The sequence below is a fragment of the Acidovorax sp. SRB_14 genome (genome assembly GCF_012932145.1).
Classification (GTDB): domain Bacteria; phylum Pseudomonadota; class Gammaproteobacteria; order Burkholderiales; family Burkholderiaceae_C; genus Simplicispira.
The window spans coordinates 97,451-112,597 of sequence record NZ_MWOK01000007.1 but is presented as its reverse complement, the minus strand read 5'-3'; the positions used below and the strand labels follow the sequence as shown (position 1 = coordinate 112,597).

15 protein-coding genes and 1 pseudogene are annotated in these 15,147 nt (G+C 70.5%); 14 read left to right on the top strand and 2 right to left on the bottom strand.

From position 1 onward, the window contains the following. Positions 1 to 177: 177 nt before the first annotated feature. The 7 genes and pseudogenes from B2J86_RS07760 to arsH all read left to right on the top strand — a co-directional run bounded on the left by B2J86_RS07760 (position 178) and on the right by arsH (position 6,422). Positions 178 to 1,410 carry an MFS transporter gene (locus B2J86_RS07760; protein ID WP_173025134.1) on the top strand — a complete coding sequence of 411 codons (1,233 nt, stop codon included), beginning with the start codon at positions 178 to 180 and terminating at the stop codon, positions 1,408 to 1,410. 21 nt (positions 1,411 to 1,431) lie between these two features. Then, entirely contained in the window at positions 1,432 to 2,913 is a 1,482-nt protein-coding gene (locus B2J86_RS07755; RefSeq protein WP_169167398.1) for an RNB domain-containing ribonuclease, read from the top strand. Further along, positions 2,910 to 3,479 carry a hypothetical protein gene (locus B2J86_RS07750; RefSeq protein WP_169167397.1) on the top strand — a complete coding sequence of 190 codons (570 nt, stop codon included), beginning with the start codon at positions 2,910 to 2,912 and terminating at the stop codon, positions 3,477 to 3,479. Before B2J86_RS07755 ends, B2J86_RS07750 begins: the two co-directional genes overlap by 4 nt. Positions 3,480 to 3,599: 120 nt before the next feature. After that, positions 3,600 to 3,956 (top strand): helix-turn-helix transcriptional regulator, encoded by a 357-nt coding sequence (locus tag B2J86_RS07745; RefSeq protein ID WP_169167396.1) that lies wholly within the window; start codon positions 3,600 to 3,602, stop codon positions 3,954 to 3,956. Between the two features lie 60 nt (positions 3,957 to 4,016). Further along, positions 4,017 to 4,496 carry an arsenate reductase ArsC gene (locus B2J86_RS07740; protein WP_169167395.1) on the top strand — a complete coding sequence of 160 codons (480 nt, stop codon included), beginning with the start codon at positions 4,017 to 4,019 and terminating at the stop codon, positions 4,494 to 4,496. A gap of 147 nt (positions 4,497 to 4,643) precedes the next feature. Further along, positions 4,644 to 5,669, top strand: coding sequence for an ACR3 family arsenite efflux transporter (gene arsB, locus B2J86_RS07735; protein ID WP_169167394.1), 1,026 nt, complete (start codon positions 4,644 to 4,646; stop codon positions 5,667 to 5,669). A 35-nt stretch (positions 5,670 to 5,704) separates the two neighbouring features. Beyond that, positions 5,705 to 6,422 (top strand): annotated as a pseudogene (gene arsH / locus B2J86_RS07730) (arsenical resistance protein ArsH). A gap of 19 nt (positions 6,423 to 6,441) precedes the next feature. Here the strand turns inward: arsH and B2J86_RS07725 are convergent. Then, entirely contained in the window at positions 6,442 to 7,302 is an 861-nt protein-coding gene (locus B2J86_RS07725; protein ID WP_169633707.1) for a universal stress protein, read from the bottom strand. A gap of 317 nt (positions 7,303 to 7,619) precedes the next feature. Between B2J86_RS07725 and B2J86_RS07720 the strand changes: the two genes are divergently transcribed. After that, a complete protein-coding gene (locus B2J86_RS07720; protein ID WP_169167391.1) occupies positions 7,620 to 8,624 on the top strand; it encodes a cation diffusion facilitator family transporter in 1,005 nt (334 codons plus the stop codon). A gap of 10 nt (positions 8,625 to 8,634) precedes the next feature. Here B2J86_RS07720 and B2J86_RS07715 read toward each other — a convergent pair whose 3' ends face one another. Continuing rightward, complete coding sequence (locus B2J86_RS07715) at positions 8,635 to 9,519, bottom strand: LysR family transcriptional regulator (protein ID WP_173025133.1); 885 nt, start codon at positions 9,517 to 9,519, stop codon at positions 8,635 to 8,637. Positions 9,520 to 9,598: 79 nt separating this feature from the next. Between B2J86_RS07715 and B2J86_RS07710 the strand changes: the two genes are divergently transcribed. From B2J86_RS07710 to B2J86_RS07685, 6 genes are all read left to right on the top strand, one after another. Beyond that, positions 9,599 to 10,948, top strand: coding sequence for an acyclic terpene utilization AtuA family protein (locus B2J86_RS07710; protein WP_173025132.1), 1,350 nt, complete (start codon positions 9,599 to 9,601; stop codon positions 10,946 to 10,948). 16 nt (positions 10,949 to 10,964) lie between these two features. Continuing rightward, the gene (locus B2J86_RS07705; RefSeq protein ID WP_173025131.1) at positions 10,965 to 11,327 is read left to right on the top strand and encodes a hypothetical protein; all 363 of its coding nucleotides are present in this window, start codon (positions 10,965 to 10,967) and stop codon (positions 11,325 to 11,327) included. Positions 11,328 to 11,373: 46 nt separating this feature from the next. Next, complete coding sequence (locus B2J86_RS07700) at positions 11,374 to 12,375, top strand: tripartite tricarboxylate transporter substrate binding protein (RefSeq protein ID WP_173025130.1); 1,002 nt, start codon at positions 11,374 to 11,376, stop codon at positions 12,373 to 12,375. Between the two features lie 236 nt (positions 12,376 to 12,611). Continuing rightward, positions 12,612 to 13,376, top strand: a complete 765-nt coding sequence (locus tag B2J86_RS07695; protein ID WP_169167386.1) for a c-type cytochrome — start codon at positions 12,612 to 12,614, stop codon at positions 13,374 to 13,376. Further along, positions 13,373 to 14,665 (top strand): cytochrome c, encoded by a 1,293-nt coding sequence (locus B2J86_RS07690; RefSeq protein ID WP_169167385.1) that lies wholly within the window; start codon positions 13,373 to 13,375, stop codon positions 14,663 to 14,665. Before B2J86_RS07695 ends, B2J86_RS07690 begins: the two co-directional genes overlap by 4 nt. Positions 14,666 to 14,679: 14 nt before the next feature. Then, the gene (locus tag B2J86_RS07685) at positions 14,680 to 15,072 is read left to right on the top strand and encodes a thioredoxin family protein (RefSeq protein ID WP_169633702.1); all 393 of its coding nucleotides are present in this window, start codon (positions 14,680 to 14,682) and stop codon (positions 15,070 to 15,072) included. The last annotated feature ends 75 nt before the right edge of the window (positions 15,073 to 15,147 follow it).

The window sequence follows — 15,147 nt, the reverse complement described above, 5'->3', positions numbered from 1 at the left end:
GGAGTTTCTCCAGTGTAGGGAGGGCCTCTTGCGCACGGCTTGCGTTGCTTCAGCTTTTGGTGAAAAAGGCCTCTATCGCTTGCCCAGAAAGCGCAAGTTGCTATGAATTATGTAGTGAAGTCTGCCCGCACCCGGGATGGGCACAATGCTGATTCCACCCCGCCCTGGACGTACGCCATGAGCCAGCCAGTCCGCGATCCCCCAGCGCCCGAGGCCGTCACGCCCGCACAGCGCACGGCCCTGCACCCCGACGTGCTGCGCTTGGGGCTGGTGAGTTTTCTCACCGACCTGAGCTCGGAGATGATTTTTGCGGTGTTCGCGGTGTTCTTTACCACCGTGGCGGGCGCGTCGAGCGCGCTGCTCGGGCTGATCGAGGGGCTGGCGGACTTTTCGGCCTCGTCGCTCAACTACCTGGCCGGCTGGCTGTCGGACCGCAGCGGGCGGCGCAAATGGCTGGCCGTGGCGGGCTATGGGTTTTCGACCCTGGCTAAGCTGATCCTGCTGTTGTCTTCCTCGGTGCTGGGCTTGTCCATTTTTCGTGTCGTGGAGCGCCTGGGCAAGGGCTTTCGCGGGCCGCCGCGCGATGCCTGGCTGTCGGCCGTGGCGGGCCAGGCGTCGCGCGGCTATGCGTTTGGCGTGCACAAAGCGCTCGACAAGTCTGGCGCCGTGCTCGGGCCGCTGGTGGCCTATGGGCTGCTGTCGTGGCTGGGCGAGTCGCCCGGCAGCTACCGCACGCTGTTCCTGGTGGCCTTCGTGCCGGCGGTGCTCGGCGTGCTGGTGCTCGCATGGGCTCCGGACCAGCCCGGCTTGCCGCATGCGCGCGAGAGTGTGCGGCAGAACTGGCAGCAGCTCAGCCCTGGATTCAAGCGCTTCCTGGTGCCCGCGGGGGTGTTTGCGCTGGCGTACTTCAGCCTGGGCTTCATCTTGCTCAAAGCCCATGACTTGGGTTTTCGCATCACCGACGTGGTGCTGCTCTACGCGCTGTTCAACACCACCTGCGTGGTGGCCGCGCCCTGGGTGGGCCGGCTGGGCGACCGGGTGGGACGCAGCCGCGTCATCGTGCTCGGCTATGCGCTCTACGCCACCATCAACCTGGGGCTGGTGCTGGCCAGCAGCCGTTGGGAGATGGTGGCCTTGCTGGCCACCTACGGGGTGTTTTATGCGATTGACGAGTCGCAAAGCAAGGCCTTCATCGCCGATCTGGAGCCCGAACGGCGCGCCACGGCGGTGGGCGTCTACAACACGCTCACCGGCGTCCTGTACCTGCCGGCATCGCTGCTGGCCGGGGCGCTGTGGGCGCTGGCGCCGGGCTGGGCCTTCGGGCTGGCGGTGGCGCTGTCGCTGGCGGCCATCGCCGTTTTTGCTGCCCTGCGCCCCGCCGCCGCGCCAGCGCGCTTGCGCCGACGCTGAGGGCGCCACTACCATCGCGCCATGGACACCACCACTACCACCTACCACCGCAGCGATCTGGTGCGCATTGCCACCCTGGCCATGAAGGAACGCGGCCTGGAGCCCGAATTTCCGCCAGGCGCGCTGCAACAGCTGCAGGCCCTGCACGGGCCGGGCCGTGATGCTGACCCCCAGATCCGCGACCTCACGGCGCTGCCCTGGTGTTCGATCGACAACGACGACTCGCGCGACCTCGACCAGCTCACCGCGTGCGCGCCCCTGCCGGGCGGGGCCGTGAAGGTTCTGGTCGCGGTGGCCGACGTGGATGCGCTGGTCCGCAAAGGCTCGCCACTCGACGCGCACGCACACACCAACACCACGTCGGTCTACACCTCGGCGCGGGTGTTTCCGATGCTGCCCGAGCGCCTGTCGACCGACCTGACCTCGCTCAACCCGCACCAGGACCGGCTGGCCATCGTGACCGAAATGGAGGTGGACGGTGAAGGCGCGGTGGCCCATTCGGCGGTGTACCGCGCCCTGGTGCGCAACCAGGCCCAATTGGCCTACGAGGCCGTGGCCGCCTGGGTCGAGGGCGCGGGCGAGCTGCCCGAGGCCGCGCGCGCCGTGCCCGGCATGGACGCGCAGCTGCGCACGCAGGATGCGGTGGCCCAGGCCATGCGGGCACGCCGGCGCGCGCAAGGCTCGCTGGAGCTCGAAACCTTCCAGCCGCGCGCGGTGTTCGAGGGCGATCGCGTGGTGGACCTGCGCCAGCCCGTGCACAACCGCGCGCGCCAGCTCATCGAGGAGTTCATGATCGCCACCAACACCTGCACGGCGCAGTTCCTGGCGCACCACGGCGCCGCCGCCCTGCGCCGCGTCGTGCGCTCGCCCGAGCGCTGGCTGCGCATCGTCGAGGTGGCGCGCAGGTACGGGGAGACCTTGCCCCAGACGCCCGACTCGCAGGCGCTCGAGGCCTTTCTGGCGCGCCAGCGCAAGGCCGATCCGCTGCGCTTTCCCGACCTGTCGCTGGTCATCATCAAGCTCATGGGCTCGGGCGAATACGTGGTCGAGCAGCCGCACGGCGCGCCCATCGGCCACTTCGGCCTGGCGGTGCGCGACTACGCGCATTCCACCGCGCCGAACCGCCGCTACCCCGACCTCATCAGCCTGCGCATGGTCAAGGCCATGCTCTCGGGGGAGCGGCCGCCCTATAGCGTGGCCGAGCTGGAGGCGCTGGCCGTGCACTGCACGCGCCAGGAAGACGCGGCGCAAAAGGTCGAGCGCAGTGTGCGCAAGTCCGAGGCAGCACTGTACCTGCAGCCCTTGATGGGCCAGCAGTTCGACGCCATCGTCACCGGCCGCACCGACAGCGCCACCTGGGTGCGCACCTTGGCGCCACCGGCCGAAGGCCTGCTGGTGGCGGGCGAGCCTTTGCTCGATGTCGGGCAAAGGATCCGCGTGAAGCTGGTGGGCACGAATGTCGAGCGCGGCTTCATCGATTTCGAACAGGTGCGCGCGCCATGAGCCCGTCCCCCGCGCCTTCGGCGCCGTCCGACCGCGAAGACCGGGCCCGGGCGTGCTACCGCGCCGTCCGCGGCGGCATGGTGGCAGGGGCGCCCGCGGCGGTGCTGCACATCGGCGCGCAGGGCAGCGTGGTCGTGGCCGGCACGGGCGCCGAGCCCGCAGCGACCCTGGCCCTGGCAGTGGGCGCGCAGAAAACCGCGCAGGATTTCTTCCGGCGCAACCCGCCCACGCCGCTGGAGCTGGAGAACGCCATCGCCACCGTCGAAGACGAGGTGGTGCGTGCGCTGGCGGTGCTGCCGGCAGGTTGCACGCTGTGGTGTGGCGACACCCTGGTGCGCGAGGTGGCCGTGCGGGCCGGCGTGCAGCCCGGCCCGCGCATGGCCCTTTCGCTGGAGGCCATGGAGCGGGTGTTCGAGCGCTTTGCCGCGGTGGCCGAGGGCCGGCCCGCCGCGCTCGAAGGCCTGCCGGGCAACCCCGAATTTGCCGCCACCTTGCTGATCCTGCGCGAGTTCATGCACCACCTGCGCTTTGCGTCCATCACCGTGCTGGCGGACACCGCGGCATAACCGTCCGGCAGCGATGCCCCTGCGGACATCGCCGGGGCGGCCGGTGTCCAGCACGGCCATGGGGCTGCAATTTTTTCGCCCATTGATGCAACTATTCAATTATTGTTGAATAATTGCCCTATGGACAAAGCCACTGCCACCACCGTGTTCGAATCGCTGGCCTCGGGCGTGCGGCTCGACGTCTTTCGCCTGCTGGTCAAGCAGGGGCCCGCAGGCCTGGTGGCAGGGGAAATCGCCACCGCGCTGGCGCTGCCAGCCACCAATCTGTCCTTCCACTTGAAAGCGCTCACGCAGGCGGGCCTGCTGACGGTGGTGCAGGAGGGGCGCTACCAGCGCTACCGCGCACACATCGCCCTGATGGTGGACCTGATCGCGTACCTCGGCGACGAATGCTGCGCCGGCCAGCCGGCCCTGTGCGAAGGGCTGGCCGTGCCGGAGTGCCTGTCCTGCGGCAGCGGACCCACCCACGCTGCCTGACACCCCACGGTCTGCCCAGCGGCGCAGGCCCGCTCCATTTCCTTGTTTCCCCACTCCACCATGAACGTCCTGTTCCTTTGCACCGGCAACTCCTGCCGCTCCATCCTGGCCGAGGCCACCTTCAACCACCTCGCGCCTGCGGGCTGGCACGCCACGAGCGCCGGCAGCCAGCCCACGGGCCAGGTGCACCCGCGCGCGCTGGCGCTGCTGGCGCGCGAAGGCATTTCCGCCGAGGGCTGCCACAGCAAGCCGTGGAACGACCTGCCGGTGGTGCCCGACGTGGTGGTGACGGTGTGCGCGAACGCCGCCGGCGAAACCTGCCCGGCCTACCTGGGGCCGGTGCTGCGCACGCACTGGGGCGTGGCCGACCCGGCACACGCGACGGGCACGGAGGCGCAGATCGATGCCGCCTTTCTGGCCGCCTACCGCACGCTGCGCGTTCGGATCGAGGCCTTTCTGGCGTTGCCGCTGGCGGGTTTGCGGCAAGAGCCGGCCCGCCTCCAGGCCGCGCTGGACCGCATCGGCACGCTGCTGCCCTGACCGCGACGCCCCTTCCTGAAGAAGCTTTTCATGACAACGCCTCCAGACGCTCCCGCTCGATCGAACCGTGCGAATGCCATCCCCGCGGCAAACCCCGCCAGGCGCACGGCCTGTGAAGGGGTTGCCCGGCCGGCGGCCCCGGCCCCCATGGGCGTGTTTGAGCGCTACCTCACGCTCTGGGTTTTTGCCTGCATCGTCGTTGGCATTGCGCTCGGGCAGGGGCTGCCGGGGCTGTTCCAGGCCATCGGGCGCATGGAGGTGGCGCAGGTCAACCTGCCCGTGGGCCTGCTGATCTGGGTGATGGTCATCCCGATGCTGGTCAAGGTGGACTTTGCGGCGCTGGGCCAGGTGCGCCAGCATGTGCGCGGCATTGGCGTGACGCTGTTCGTCAACTGGATGGTCAAGCCGTTCACCATGGCGTTTCTGGGCTGGCTGTTCATTCGCCACCTGTTTGCGCCGCTGCTGCCCGCCGATCAGCTCGACAGCTACATCGCCGGTCTGATCCTGCTCGCCGCTGCCCCGTGCACGGCCATGGTGTTCGTGTGGAGCCGCCTCACCGGCGGGGACCCGCTGTTCACGCTGTCGCAGGTGGCGCTCAACGACAGCATCATGGTGGTGGCCTTTGCGCCGCTGGTGGCGTTCCTGCTGGGCATCTCGGCCATCACCGTGCCGTGGGACACGTTGCTGGTGTCGGTGGGGCTGTACATCGTGGTTCCGGTCATCCTGGCGCAGCTCTGGCGGCGCGCGCTGCTGGCACGGGGGCAGGGCGCGTTCGACGCTGCCATGGCGCGCATCGGGCCGTGGTCCATCACCGCCTTGCTGGCCACGCTGGTGCTGCTGTTCGCTTTCCAGGGCGAGGCCATCCTGGCGCAGCCGCTGGTGATCGCGCTGCTGGCGGTGCCCATCCTGATCCAGGTGTTCTTCAACTCGGCGCTGGCCTACGGGCTCAACCGCGCGCTGGGCGAGAAGCACAGCATTGCCTGCCCGTCGGCGCTGATCGGGGCCTCCAACTTCTTCGAGCTGGCCGTGGCGGCCGCCATCAGCCTGTTCGGGTTCCATTCCGGCGCGGCGCTGGCCACGGTGGTGGGCGTGCTGATCGAGGTGCCGGTGATGCTGCTGGTGGTCCGCGTGGTCAACCGCACCAAGCCGTGGTACGAGCAGGGCCGGCCCTGAAGCCGGCCTCCTTTTGACCATTTCACAGAACCTTCATGAGCGATTTTTCCGACCTGCCCCATGTCCAGCCCGATCTGGTGCAGGTGCCCGACGGGGCCCAGCTGCGCGCGGCGGCACCTGCTGCGCACGCGCCGCGCTTTTTGCTGTTGTATGGCTCGCTGCGGCCGCGCTCCTTCAGCCGCTTGTTGGCAGAGGAGGCGGCGCGCCTGCTCACGGCCCTGGGCGGCGATGTGCGGATGTTCCACCCCGGTGGCCTGCCGCTGCCCGACGATGCGCCCGACACCCATGCCAAGGTGGTCGAGCTGCGCGCCCTGGCCCAGTGGGCCGAAGGCATGCTATGGTGTTCGCACGAGCGCCACGGTGCCATGACCGGCCTCCTGAAAGCGCAGATCGACTGGATCCCGCTGGCCCAGGGCGCCGTGCGGCCCACGCAGGGCAAGACGCTGGCGCTGATGCAGGTGTGCGGCGGATCGCAGTCGTTCAATGCCGTCAACCAGATGCGCGTGCTGGGGCTGGATGCGCATGCTCACCATTCCCAACCAGTCCTCCGTGGCCAAGGCCTACCAGGAGTTTGGCGAGGACGACCGCATGAAGCCCTCGCCCTACTACGACCGGGTGGTCGATGTGGTGGAGGAACTGGTCAAGTTCACGCTGCTGACGCGCGACGTGGCGCCCTACCTCGTGGACCGCTACAGCGAACGCAAGGAGGCTGCGGCGCAGCTGTCGCGCCGCGTTGCGCTGCCAAGCCTGTGAGCGGCCGGGGCAGGGTTGCCTAGCGCAGCACCAGCACCGGCACCGGGCTCAGGCGCAGCAGCGCCGTCGTGGTGCTGCCCACGATGAGCTGGCGGATGCGCGCGTGGCCATAGGCTCCCATCACCAGCACGGCATTGCCCTGGGTCGCCAGCAGCTCGGGCAGCGCTTGTTCGGGATCGCCCTGCCGCAGCGCGGTCTGCACGGCAAAGCCGGCCGCTTGCAGCACCGACTGCGCCTCGTGCAGCTGCCGGTGCGCCTCGGGCGTGTCGGGCGCCACCATGGCCACCAGCGCCGGCAGGCCCTGCAGCAGCGGGCTGGCCGCGACCATGGTGATCATCTTGCGCGCAGTGGCGCTGCCGTCGAAGGCCAGCACGAAGCGCTCGGGCGCGGCAAACGGCGACACGGTGGCGACGAGCACCGGGCGTTTGATGCTGCGCACCACGCGTTCGACGTGGTGGCTGAGGTAGATCCTGCGCGGCGTGCTGGCGCGGTAGTGCTCGCCCAGCACCACGAGCCGCGTGCTGGCCTCCAGGCCCAGCAGGGTCTCGACCAGGTCGCCGTAGTGCATGCCTTCGGCGACGTGCGGCACGCCGGCGGCGCTGGCGCGCTCGCACGCGCTCTGCAGCAGATGGCGGCCGGCCTCGCGTTCGATCGCGCCGCGCTGCTCGTCCAGTGCGCTGAGCTGCTGCTGGAGCAGCTCCTGCGCGCCAAAGCCCAGCGCGCCGCTGTAATCGCCCACGGGCGGCATGGCCGCGGGCTCGTCGAGCACATGCAGCAGCTGCAGCGGCGCATTCAGCCGCAGCGCCGCCCATGCGGCCCAATCGACCACCGCAGCGGCGGCGGGCAGGGCATCGATGCAGGCACAGATCTGGTGGTTCATGGTCTCTCTCCTTGGCAGCGATGGCAGCACTGTACGCCGGCTGCGCCCTGTGCGGCCGGCGGGCGCGCCGCGCGCTGCGGTGGCGGGCCGCACGCCATTGGCGGCAGTGGCCACCGGTGCGAAAGGTTTTGGCCCAATAGGCCTTCAGCGCTTACCCATCCAGCGCCATGCGCTATCAATAATGCGGCATTCGAGCGCGCCATGCCTTGCCCTGCCAGCGTGCAAGGCTGCGCCGCTGCCGGCCCTGGCAGGACACGGGGTAAGCTCTCCGCGGGCGGCCCGCTCCCTGGCCGCCAGCCCCGAACCGCCTGTTTGCCATGACGCCCCCGCCGTTTACCGAAAAATCCCCGGACACCCGGCACACACCCGAAGCCCGTGCGGCCGCCGCCGCGCGCAGCACCTGGGTCAGTGTGGGCGTCAACCTGGTGCTGTCTGCGCTGCAGATTGCCGTGGGGGTGCTGGCCAAATCGCAGGCGCTGATCGCCGACGGCCTGCATTCGTTCTCCGACCTGGTGGCCGATTTTGTCGTGCTGTTTGCCAACCACCACGCGCACAAGGACCCCGACGAAGGCCACCCCTACGGCCACCAGCGCTTTGAGACCGCCGCGTCGCTGATGCTCGGGCTGGTGCTGCTGGGCGTGGGCGTGGGCATGGTCTGGTCGGCGGTGCTGAAGGTGCAGAACCCGGCCGCATTGCAGCAGGTGCATGTGGCGGCGCTGTGGGTGGCCCTGGCCACGCTGGTGCTCAAGGAGCTGCTGTTCCGCTACATGCTGCGGGTCGCCAAGCGCGTCAAGTCGAGCATGCTGGTGGCCAACGCATGGCATGCGCGCGCCGACGCCGCCTCGTCGCTCGTGGTGGCCATCGGCATTGCGGGCAACCTCGCGGGCTACACCATCCTGGACACCATCGCGGCGCTGATCGTGGGGCTGATGGTGGCGCGCACCGGCTGGCAGTTCGGCTGGAGCGCGCTGCACGACCTGATGGACAGCGCCGTGGACGCGAGCGAAGTGCAGGCCATCGGCCAGACGCTGCGCGAGACGCCCGGCGTGCGCGGCGTGCACGACGTGCGCACGCGCAAGATGGGCGACATGGTGGTGGTCGACGTGCACCTTGAAGTCGACGCCACGCTGAGCGTGGAGGCCGGCCACGCGATTGCCGTGGATGCCCGCGCGCGCGTCCTGCAGCGCCACCGCGTGCTCGATGTCATGACCCATGTGGACCCGTGGCGCCGGCCCGACCTGGACCACGCGCCGCAGCCGCTGCCGCCGCAGCCGGTGCCACTGGCGCAGCCCCCGCACCCCGCGCCCGCCGCGCGCCGCTGAAGTCGGCCGGTCAGGCGGGCCGCAGTTCCACCATCCGCGCGACCAGCGCCTGCGCCGCCACCGACAGGCTGCGGTCGCGCCGGCGCACCAGGTAAATCTGCCGCGTGAGCCCGGGCAGCGCCAGCGGCCGCGTCACGAGGCCGGGCTGCCCGAAGTGGAACAGCGTGAGCGCCGGCACCACGCTGATGCCCAGGCCCGCGCGCACCATGCCCATCACGGTGGCGAGCTGCTCCACCTCCATCAGCGTGTGCATGGCCTGCGGGTGGAACGCGGCCTCCAGGTACTGGCGCACGCTGCTGGTGCGCGCCAGGTGGATGAACGGCCACGCGGCCAGGTCGGCAGGGGCCAGCGTGCGTTGCCGCAGCAGCGGGTGGCCGCTGCGGCAGACCAGGTGAAAGTCGTCGGCGCAGAACGGCTCGGCCTGCAGTTCGGGCGTGTCGGCGCGGATCGCGGCGAGAGCAAAGTCGGCCTTGCCGGTGGCCACCTGCTCGATGCAGCGCTCGGACAGCACATCGGCAATCTCCAGTTCGACGCCCGGGTGTGCCGCGTGGTAGCCGGCCAGCACGCCGGGTAGCCAGCCCGCGGCCAGGGAGGGCAGCAGCGCGATCGCCACGCGCCCGCGCTGGAGCGTGGCGGCGTCGCGCATGCGGGCCAGCGCGCTGTCGATTTCGGCGCGGATGCGGCGCGCCGCCTCCAGAAAGTTCTCTCCTTCGCCCGTCAGTGCCACATGGCGCGTACTGCGGTCGAACAGGCGCAGGCCCAGGCCGTCTTCGAGCGCGCGGATGAGGGCGCTGAAGGCCGGCTGCGACAGGTGGCACTGCACGGCCGCACGGGTGAAGCTGCGCTGTTCGGCCAGCGCGAGAAACGCGTCGACCTGCCGGGAAGAAATATTCATTTGAATTCCAGATGGATTGATCGCAACAATCAATTTCACAGAATAACCCGGTGCACCTACATTGGTGGCAGGAGACCTTATGGCGAACCCCCACAACTTGCTGATCGGCTGCGCGGCCGGATTTTCCGGCGACCGCACCGACGCCGCCGCACCGGTGGTGCAGGCGTTGATCGACAGCGGCCAGCCGGCCGTGCTGATCTTTGAGACGCTGGCCGAGCGCACGCTGGCGCTGGCCCAGCTGGCGCGCCGCGCCGACCCCGACGCCGGCTACGAGCCGCTGCTGGCAGACCTGCTGCGCCCGGTGCTGGCGCAGTGCCTGCAGCACGGCGTGCGCATCGTCAGCAACTTTGGCGCGGCCCACCCGCTGGGCGCGGCGCGGCGCATCCTGCAACTGGCGCGCGAGCTGGGCACGCGCCGCCCGCGCATCGCCGTGGTCCACGGCGACGACCTGAGCGGGCCGCAGCACCGCGCGCTGCTGCAGGAGGCCCTGGGCAGTGCCATGCCCACCGACCCCATCGTGAGCGCCAACGCCTACATCGGCGCCGAGGCCATTGCCGATGCGCTGCGCGCCGGCGCCGACATCGTCGTCTGCGGCCGCGTGGCCGACCCGGCGCTGGTGCTGGGCCCGGCGCTCGCGCACTTCAACTGGCCGCTGGACGACTGCGACCGGCTGGCGCGCGCCACCATGGCAGGCCACCTGCTCGAATGCGGCGCCCAGGTCACGGGCGGGTACTTTGCCGACCCGGGCTACAAGGACGTGCCGTGTCTCGCCCGGCTCGGCTACCCGCTGGCAGAGATCGACGCCAACGGCGACTGCACCCTCACCAAGCCACCCGGCACCGGCGGGCGCATCGACGAGCGCACGGTCAAAGAGCAGCTGCTGTACGAACTGCACGACCCCGCCGCCTACCTCACGCCCGACGTGGTGGCCGACATCACGCAGGCGCGCGTGCGGTGCGTGGGACCCGACCAGGTGCGCCTTGAAGGCGTGCGCGGCCATGCCCGGCCGCCAACGCTGAAGGTGAATGTGTGCTCTGAAACCGGTTGGTTTGCCGAGGGCGAGATTTCGTATGCCGGCGCGCGCGCCGAGGCCCGCGCCCGGCTTGCCGGCGAAGTGCTGCGCGAGCGCCTGCAGGGCCTGGGCCCGCTGCGCATCGATCTGATCGGCGTGACCAGCGTGTTCGGCGACGACGCCGGGCGCTGGCTTGGCGCGCCGGCGGGCGATGCCCGCGATGTGCGCCTGCGCGTGGCGCTGCAGCACCGCGACCACGCCAGCGCCCAGCGTCTGGTGCGCGAAGTCACGGCGCTGTACTGCTGCGGCCCGGCCGGCGGCGGCGGCGTGCGCACCGCCACGCGCCCGCGCCTGGGCACGGTGTCGTGCCTGGTGCCGCGCGGCGCCGTTGCCACCGGCTACGACATGCTGGACTGAGCGCGAGAAAAAAACCATGAACGCACCCACCCTGACCGTGCCCCTGTACCGCCTGGCCCACGGCCGCACCGGCGACAAGGGCAACCGCTCGAACATCAGCGTGATCGCCTGGCATCCCGCGCTGTGGGACGTGCTGGTCGCGCAGGTCACCGAAGCTGCCGTGGCGCGGCAGTTCGCGCTGCGCCAGCCCAGCCGCGTGGCGCGCTACCTGCTGCCGAACCTGCAGGCGATGAACTTCGTGCTCGACGACGTGCTCGATGGCGGCGTCAACGACGCGCTCAACCTCGACAGCCACGGCAAGGCGCTCTCGTTCCTGCTGCTGGACCTGCGCGTCGAAGTGCCGGCCGCGCTGGCGCAGCACCTGGCCGGCCCGCCCTGAATCACCGCCAATTTTTTCCCCCAACCCTAGAAATACAGGAGACAACATGAACCCCCATTTCCCATCCCGCCGCCGCGCGCTGGCCCTGGCCAGCTCTCTCGCCGCCACCACCCTGAGCCTGGCGCTGCCCGGCATGGCCGCCGCGCAGGCGCCGGCGTACCCGGCCAAGGCCATCACCTTCGTCGTGCCATTTGCCGCCGGCAGCGCTACCGACCAGCTCGCGCGCGCCATCGGCCAGGCCGTCAGCGCCGAAACCAAACAGCCCGTGGTGATCGACAACAAGGCCGGCGCCAGCGGCATGATCGCCGCGCAGGCCGTGGCCAAGGCCCCGGCCGACGGCTACACGCTGCTTATCACCACCAACACCACGCATGCGGCCAACGAGCACCTGTACAAGAAGCTGTCCTACGACCCGGTCAAGGATTTCGCGCCGATCTCGGGCCTGGGCAAGGGCGGCCAGGTGCTGGTGGTGAACGCCGCCGCGCCCTACAAAAGCGTGGGCGAGCTGGTGGCCGCCGCCAAGAAGAACCCCGGCAAGCTCAGCTTCGGCAGCGGCAGCTCGTCGAGCCGCGTGGCGGGCGAAATGCTCAAGCAGCTCGCGGGCGTGGACATCCTGCATGTGCCCTACAAGAGCAATCCGCTCGCGATCACCGACCTGCTGGGCGGCCAGATCGACCTGATGATCACCGACACCTCGACCGGCGTGCCGCAGATCAAGGCCGGCAAGCTGCGCGCGCTCGGCTATTCCACGCACAAGCGCAGCGCGCAGTTGCCCGATGTGCCGACCATCGACGAAGCGGGCGTGAAGGGCTACGACATGGGCTACTGGTTCGCGGCCTACGCGCCGGCCGGCACACCCGCGCCCGTGGTGGCGCGGCTGAACGAGCTCATGGCCCGTGCCACGCAGAGCGCCGCCGCCAAGTCGTTCTTCGACATGGCCGGGTCCGAAGCCTGGACCACCACGCCCGAGGAGCTCGCCAAGTTCCAGGCGGCCGAGACCCAGAAGTGGGGCAAGGTCATCCAGGCGGCGGGCATCGTGGCCGAGTGACGGTCCGTGGCAGGCTCGGGCGAACAGGGCCTGGCTCTGGAGCCAAAAAGGCCTTCGGCGCTCGCGCAGCAAGCGTTGCAAGCTATCGATAGTGAAGCATCGCGCGGCGCCCGAGCGTGGTCGGGCGTGGGGGCTGCGACAATCTGATCCGTATTTTTTACCAAAATCTGGATCTGTACTGTTTTGGTGGTGCGCGTAGAGTCTGCGTGTTCCCCACGCCCCCTAATGAACCACCCATGATTGCTTTCTTGCGCACCACGCTGCGCCGTTTTCTGCCGCTGCTGCTGGGTTCTGCCTTGTGCGGGGGCGCGTTGGCCGCCCCTGCGGCTGCGCCTTCCGCGCCGGCCACCGCCGAACGGGCCGATGCGATGTCCACGCGCGTGCTGGCCTGCACCGCCTGCCACGGCAAAGAGGGCCGCGCCACGCCCGAGGGCTACTTCCCGCGCATCGCGGGCAAGCCGGCGGGTTACCTCTACCACCAGCTGCTCAATTTTCGCGACGGGCGACGCAGCTACCCGCCAATGGCCTACCTGATCGAGCACCTGACGGACGCCTACCTGCAGGAGATGGCGGACCACTTCGCCGCGCTCGAGGTGCCCTATGCCCCGCCGCCCGCGCCCCAGGCGCCGCCGGCCGCGCTCGAGCGCGGCCGCCTGCTGGTGCAGCAGGGCGACGAGGCGCGCCAGATTCCGGCCTGCGTGCAGTGCCACGGCCAGGCCATGACCGGCGTGAACCCGTTCATCCCGGGCCTGCTGGGCCTGCCGCGCGACTACCTCAACAGCCAGCTGGGCGCCTGGAAAACCGGCCAGCGCCACGCCCAGGCCCCCGACTGCATGGCGCAGATCGCGCGCCAGCTCACGCCCGACGACGTCAGTGCCGTCTCGGCCTGGCTGTCCGCCCAGCCCGTGCCGGGCGCTGGCAGGCCCGCTGCTGCCTTGCCGGCGCCGCTGCCGATGCGCTGCGGCGGCGTCGATGGCGCCGTGCTGGGAGCGGCACAATGAAGCGCGCGCTCTGGACCCTGGCCGCGCTCGCGGCCGTGCTGGTGGTGGCGGCGGCTGCCGTGGTGTCGCTGAACCTGAGCGGCGAAGACGCCTTGCCGGCGACGCCGCAGGCGTTCACATCGACCCCTGAATTGGTAGCGCGCGGCGCCTATCTGGCACGGGCCGGCAACTGCATGGGCTGCCACACCCCGCAGGGCGGCGCACCCTATGCGGGCGGGCGCGGCATCGATACGCCGTTCGGCGTGGTCCACACCTCCAACCTCACGCCCGACGCCGCCACCGGCATCGGCAACTGGTCGGCGGCCGAGTTCTGGCGCGCCCTGCACAACGGCCGCTCCAAGGACGGGCGCCTGCTGTACCCCGCGTTCCCGTACCCCAACTACACGCAGGTCACGCGGCCGGATTCTGACGCCATGTATGCCTACCTGCGCAGCCTGCCGGCCGTGGCGCAGGCGAACCGGCCGCACGCGCTGCGCTTTCCGTACAACACGCAGGCGGCGCTGGCGGGCTGGCGGGCGCTGTTCTTCACGCCGGGCACGGCCGTGCAGGAGCCCGCGTCCGATCCGGCCCAGTCGCTCGACTGGAACCGCGGCGCCTACCTGGTCAACGGCCTGGGACACTGCGCCGCCTGCCACACGCCGCGCAACGCCCTAGGCGCCAGCAGCGAGGCGCGCGCCTTTGGCGGCGGCCTGATCCCGGTGCAGAACTGGTATGCGCCCGCGCTCAACGCCGCCGCCGAGGCCGGCGTGGCGCAGTGGCCGCTGGAACACGTGGTGGCGCTGCTGAAAACCGGCGTGGCGCCGCACGGCTCGGCCCTCGGGCCCATGGCCGAGGTGGTCTTCAACAGCACGCAGTATCTGACCGACGCCGACGCACGCGCCATGGCGGTGTACCTGCAGGCGCTGCCGCAGCAAGAGAGCGTGGCCGTGGCCGCGCCGGCAGCGCCGGCCGCCACGCTCGAGCGCGGCGCCAAGGTCTACGAGCAGCAGTGCGCCCAGTGCCACGGCGACCGCGGCCAGGGCAAGCCCGGCGCCTTCCCGGCGCTGGCCGGCAACCGCGCGGTGGCGCTGGCCGATCCGACCAATGTGCTGCGCGTGGTGCTGCAGGGCGGCTACCTGCCGGCCACGGCGGGCAACCCGCGACCGCACGGCATGCCGCCGTTCATGCAGGTGCTGCGCGACGACGATGTGGCGGCCGTCACCTCGTTCGTGCGCCAGTCCTGGGGCAACCAGGCCTCCGGGGTCGCTACCATCGACGCTTATCGCGTCCGAGAGCGGCGCGGTCCCTGAGTCCCTTACCTGCCATGAACCACCCCTCGCCGGCGCCCGCTACCGAGTCCTCCGCAACCCCGTCCGCCGCCTGGTGGGTGGTGTGCCTGTGCGCCAACTGGTGCGGCGTGTGCCGCGACTACCGCGCGCTGTTCGACGCCCTCGCGCAGGCCCACCCCGGGGCGCGCTTTGTCTGGGTCGACGTGGAAGACGAGGAAGACCTGGCGGGGGACCTGGACGTGGAAACCTTTCCCACGCTGCTGATCGCCGACGGCCAGCAGGCGCGGTTCCTCGGGCCGCTGCTGCCCCAGGCCCCGGTGCTGGCCCGCCTGCTGGCCAGCCTGCAGGACGCGCCGCCGCCCCCGTCGGCCGTGTCGGCACAGGCCCAGGCCGTGTTCGAGCGCGTGCGCGCCGCCCACGCGCAGTGAGCCGGGGTCCCGCGCAGCGTGCGCGGGCCGCTGGCTGGCCCGGCCATCCACTCCTTTTTTGATAGCCTCTTGCGC

Bases quoted from the DNA above. Each gene is read 5' to 3' on its own strand.
- arsB (WP_169167394.1), top strand. From the start codon at position 4,644: ATGGGCGTGTTTGAGCGCTACCTCACGCTCTGGGTTTTTGCCTGCATC.
- B2J86_RS07690 (WP_169167385.1), top strand. From the start codon at position 13,373: ATGAAGCGCGCGCTCTGGACCCTGGCCGCGCTCGCGGCCGTGCTGGTG.
- B2J86_RS07685 (WP_169633702.1), top strand. From the start codon at position 14,680: ATGAACCACCCCTCGCCGGCGCCCGCTACCGAGTCCTCCGCAACCCCG.
- B2J86_RS07695 (WP_169167386.1), top strand. From the start codon at position 12,612: ATGATTGCTTTCTTGCGCACCACGCTGCGCCGTTTTCTGCCGCTGCTG.
- B2J86_RS07710 (WP_173025132.1), top strand. From the start codon at position 9,599: ATGGCGAACCCCCACAACTTGCTGATCGGCTGCGCGGCCGGATTTTCC.
- B2J86_RS07740 (WP_169167395.1), top strand. From the start codon at position 4,017: ATGAACGTCCTGTTCCTTTGCACCGGCAACTCCTGCCGCTCCATCCTG.
- B2J86_RS07745 (WP_169167396.1), top strand. From the start codon at position 3,600: ATGGACAAAGCCACTGCCACCACCGTGTTCGAATCGCTGGCCTCGGGC.
- B2J86_RS07725 (WP_169633707.1), bottom strand. From the start codon at position 7,302: ATGAACCACCAGATCTGTGCCTGCATCGATGCCCTGCCCGCCGCCGCT.
- B2J86_RS07755 (WP_169167398.1), top strand. From the start codon at position 1,432: ATGGACACCACCACTACCACCTACCACCGCAGCGATCTGGTGCGCATT.
- B2J86_RS07705 (WP_173025131.1), top strand. From the start codon at position 10,965: ATGAACGCACCCACCCTGACCGTGCCCCTGTACCGCCTGGCCCACGGC.
- B2J86_RS07760 (WP_173025134.1), top strand. From the start codon at position 178: ATGAGCCAGCCAGTCCGCGATCCCCCAGCGCCCGAGGCCGTCACGCCC.
- B2J86_RS07750 (WP_169167397.1), top strand. From the start codon at position 2,910: ATGAGCCCGTCCCCCGCGCCTTCGGCGCCGTCCGACCGCGAAGACCGG.
- B2J86_RS07700 (WP_173025130.1), top strand. From the start codon at position 11,374: ATGAACCCCCATTTCCCATCCCGCCGCCGCGCGCTGGCCCTGGCCAGC.
- B2J86_RS07720 (WP_169167391.1), top strand. From the start codon at position 7,620: ATGACGCCCCCGCCGTTTACCGAAAAATCCCCGGACACCCGGCACACA.
- B2J86_RS07715 (WP_173025133.1), bottom strand. From the start codon at position 9,519: ATGAATATTTCTTCCCGGCAGGTCGACGCGTTTCTCGCGCTGGCCGAA.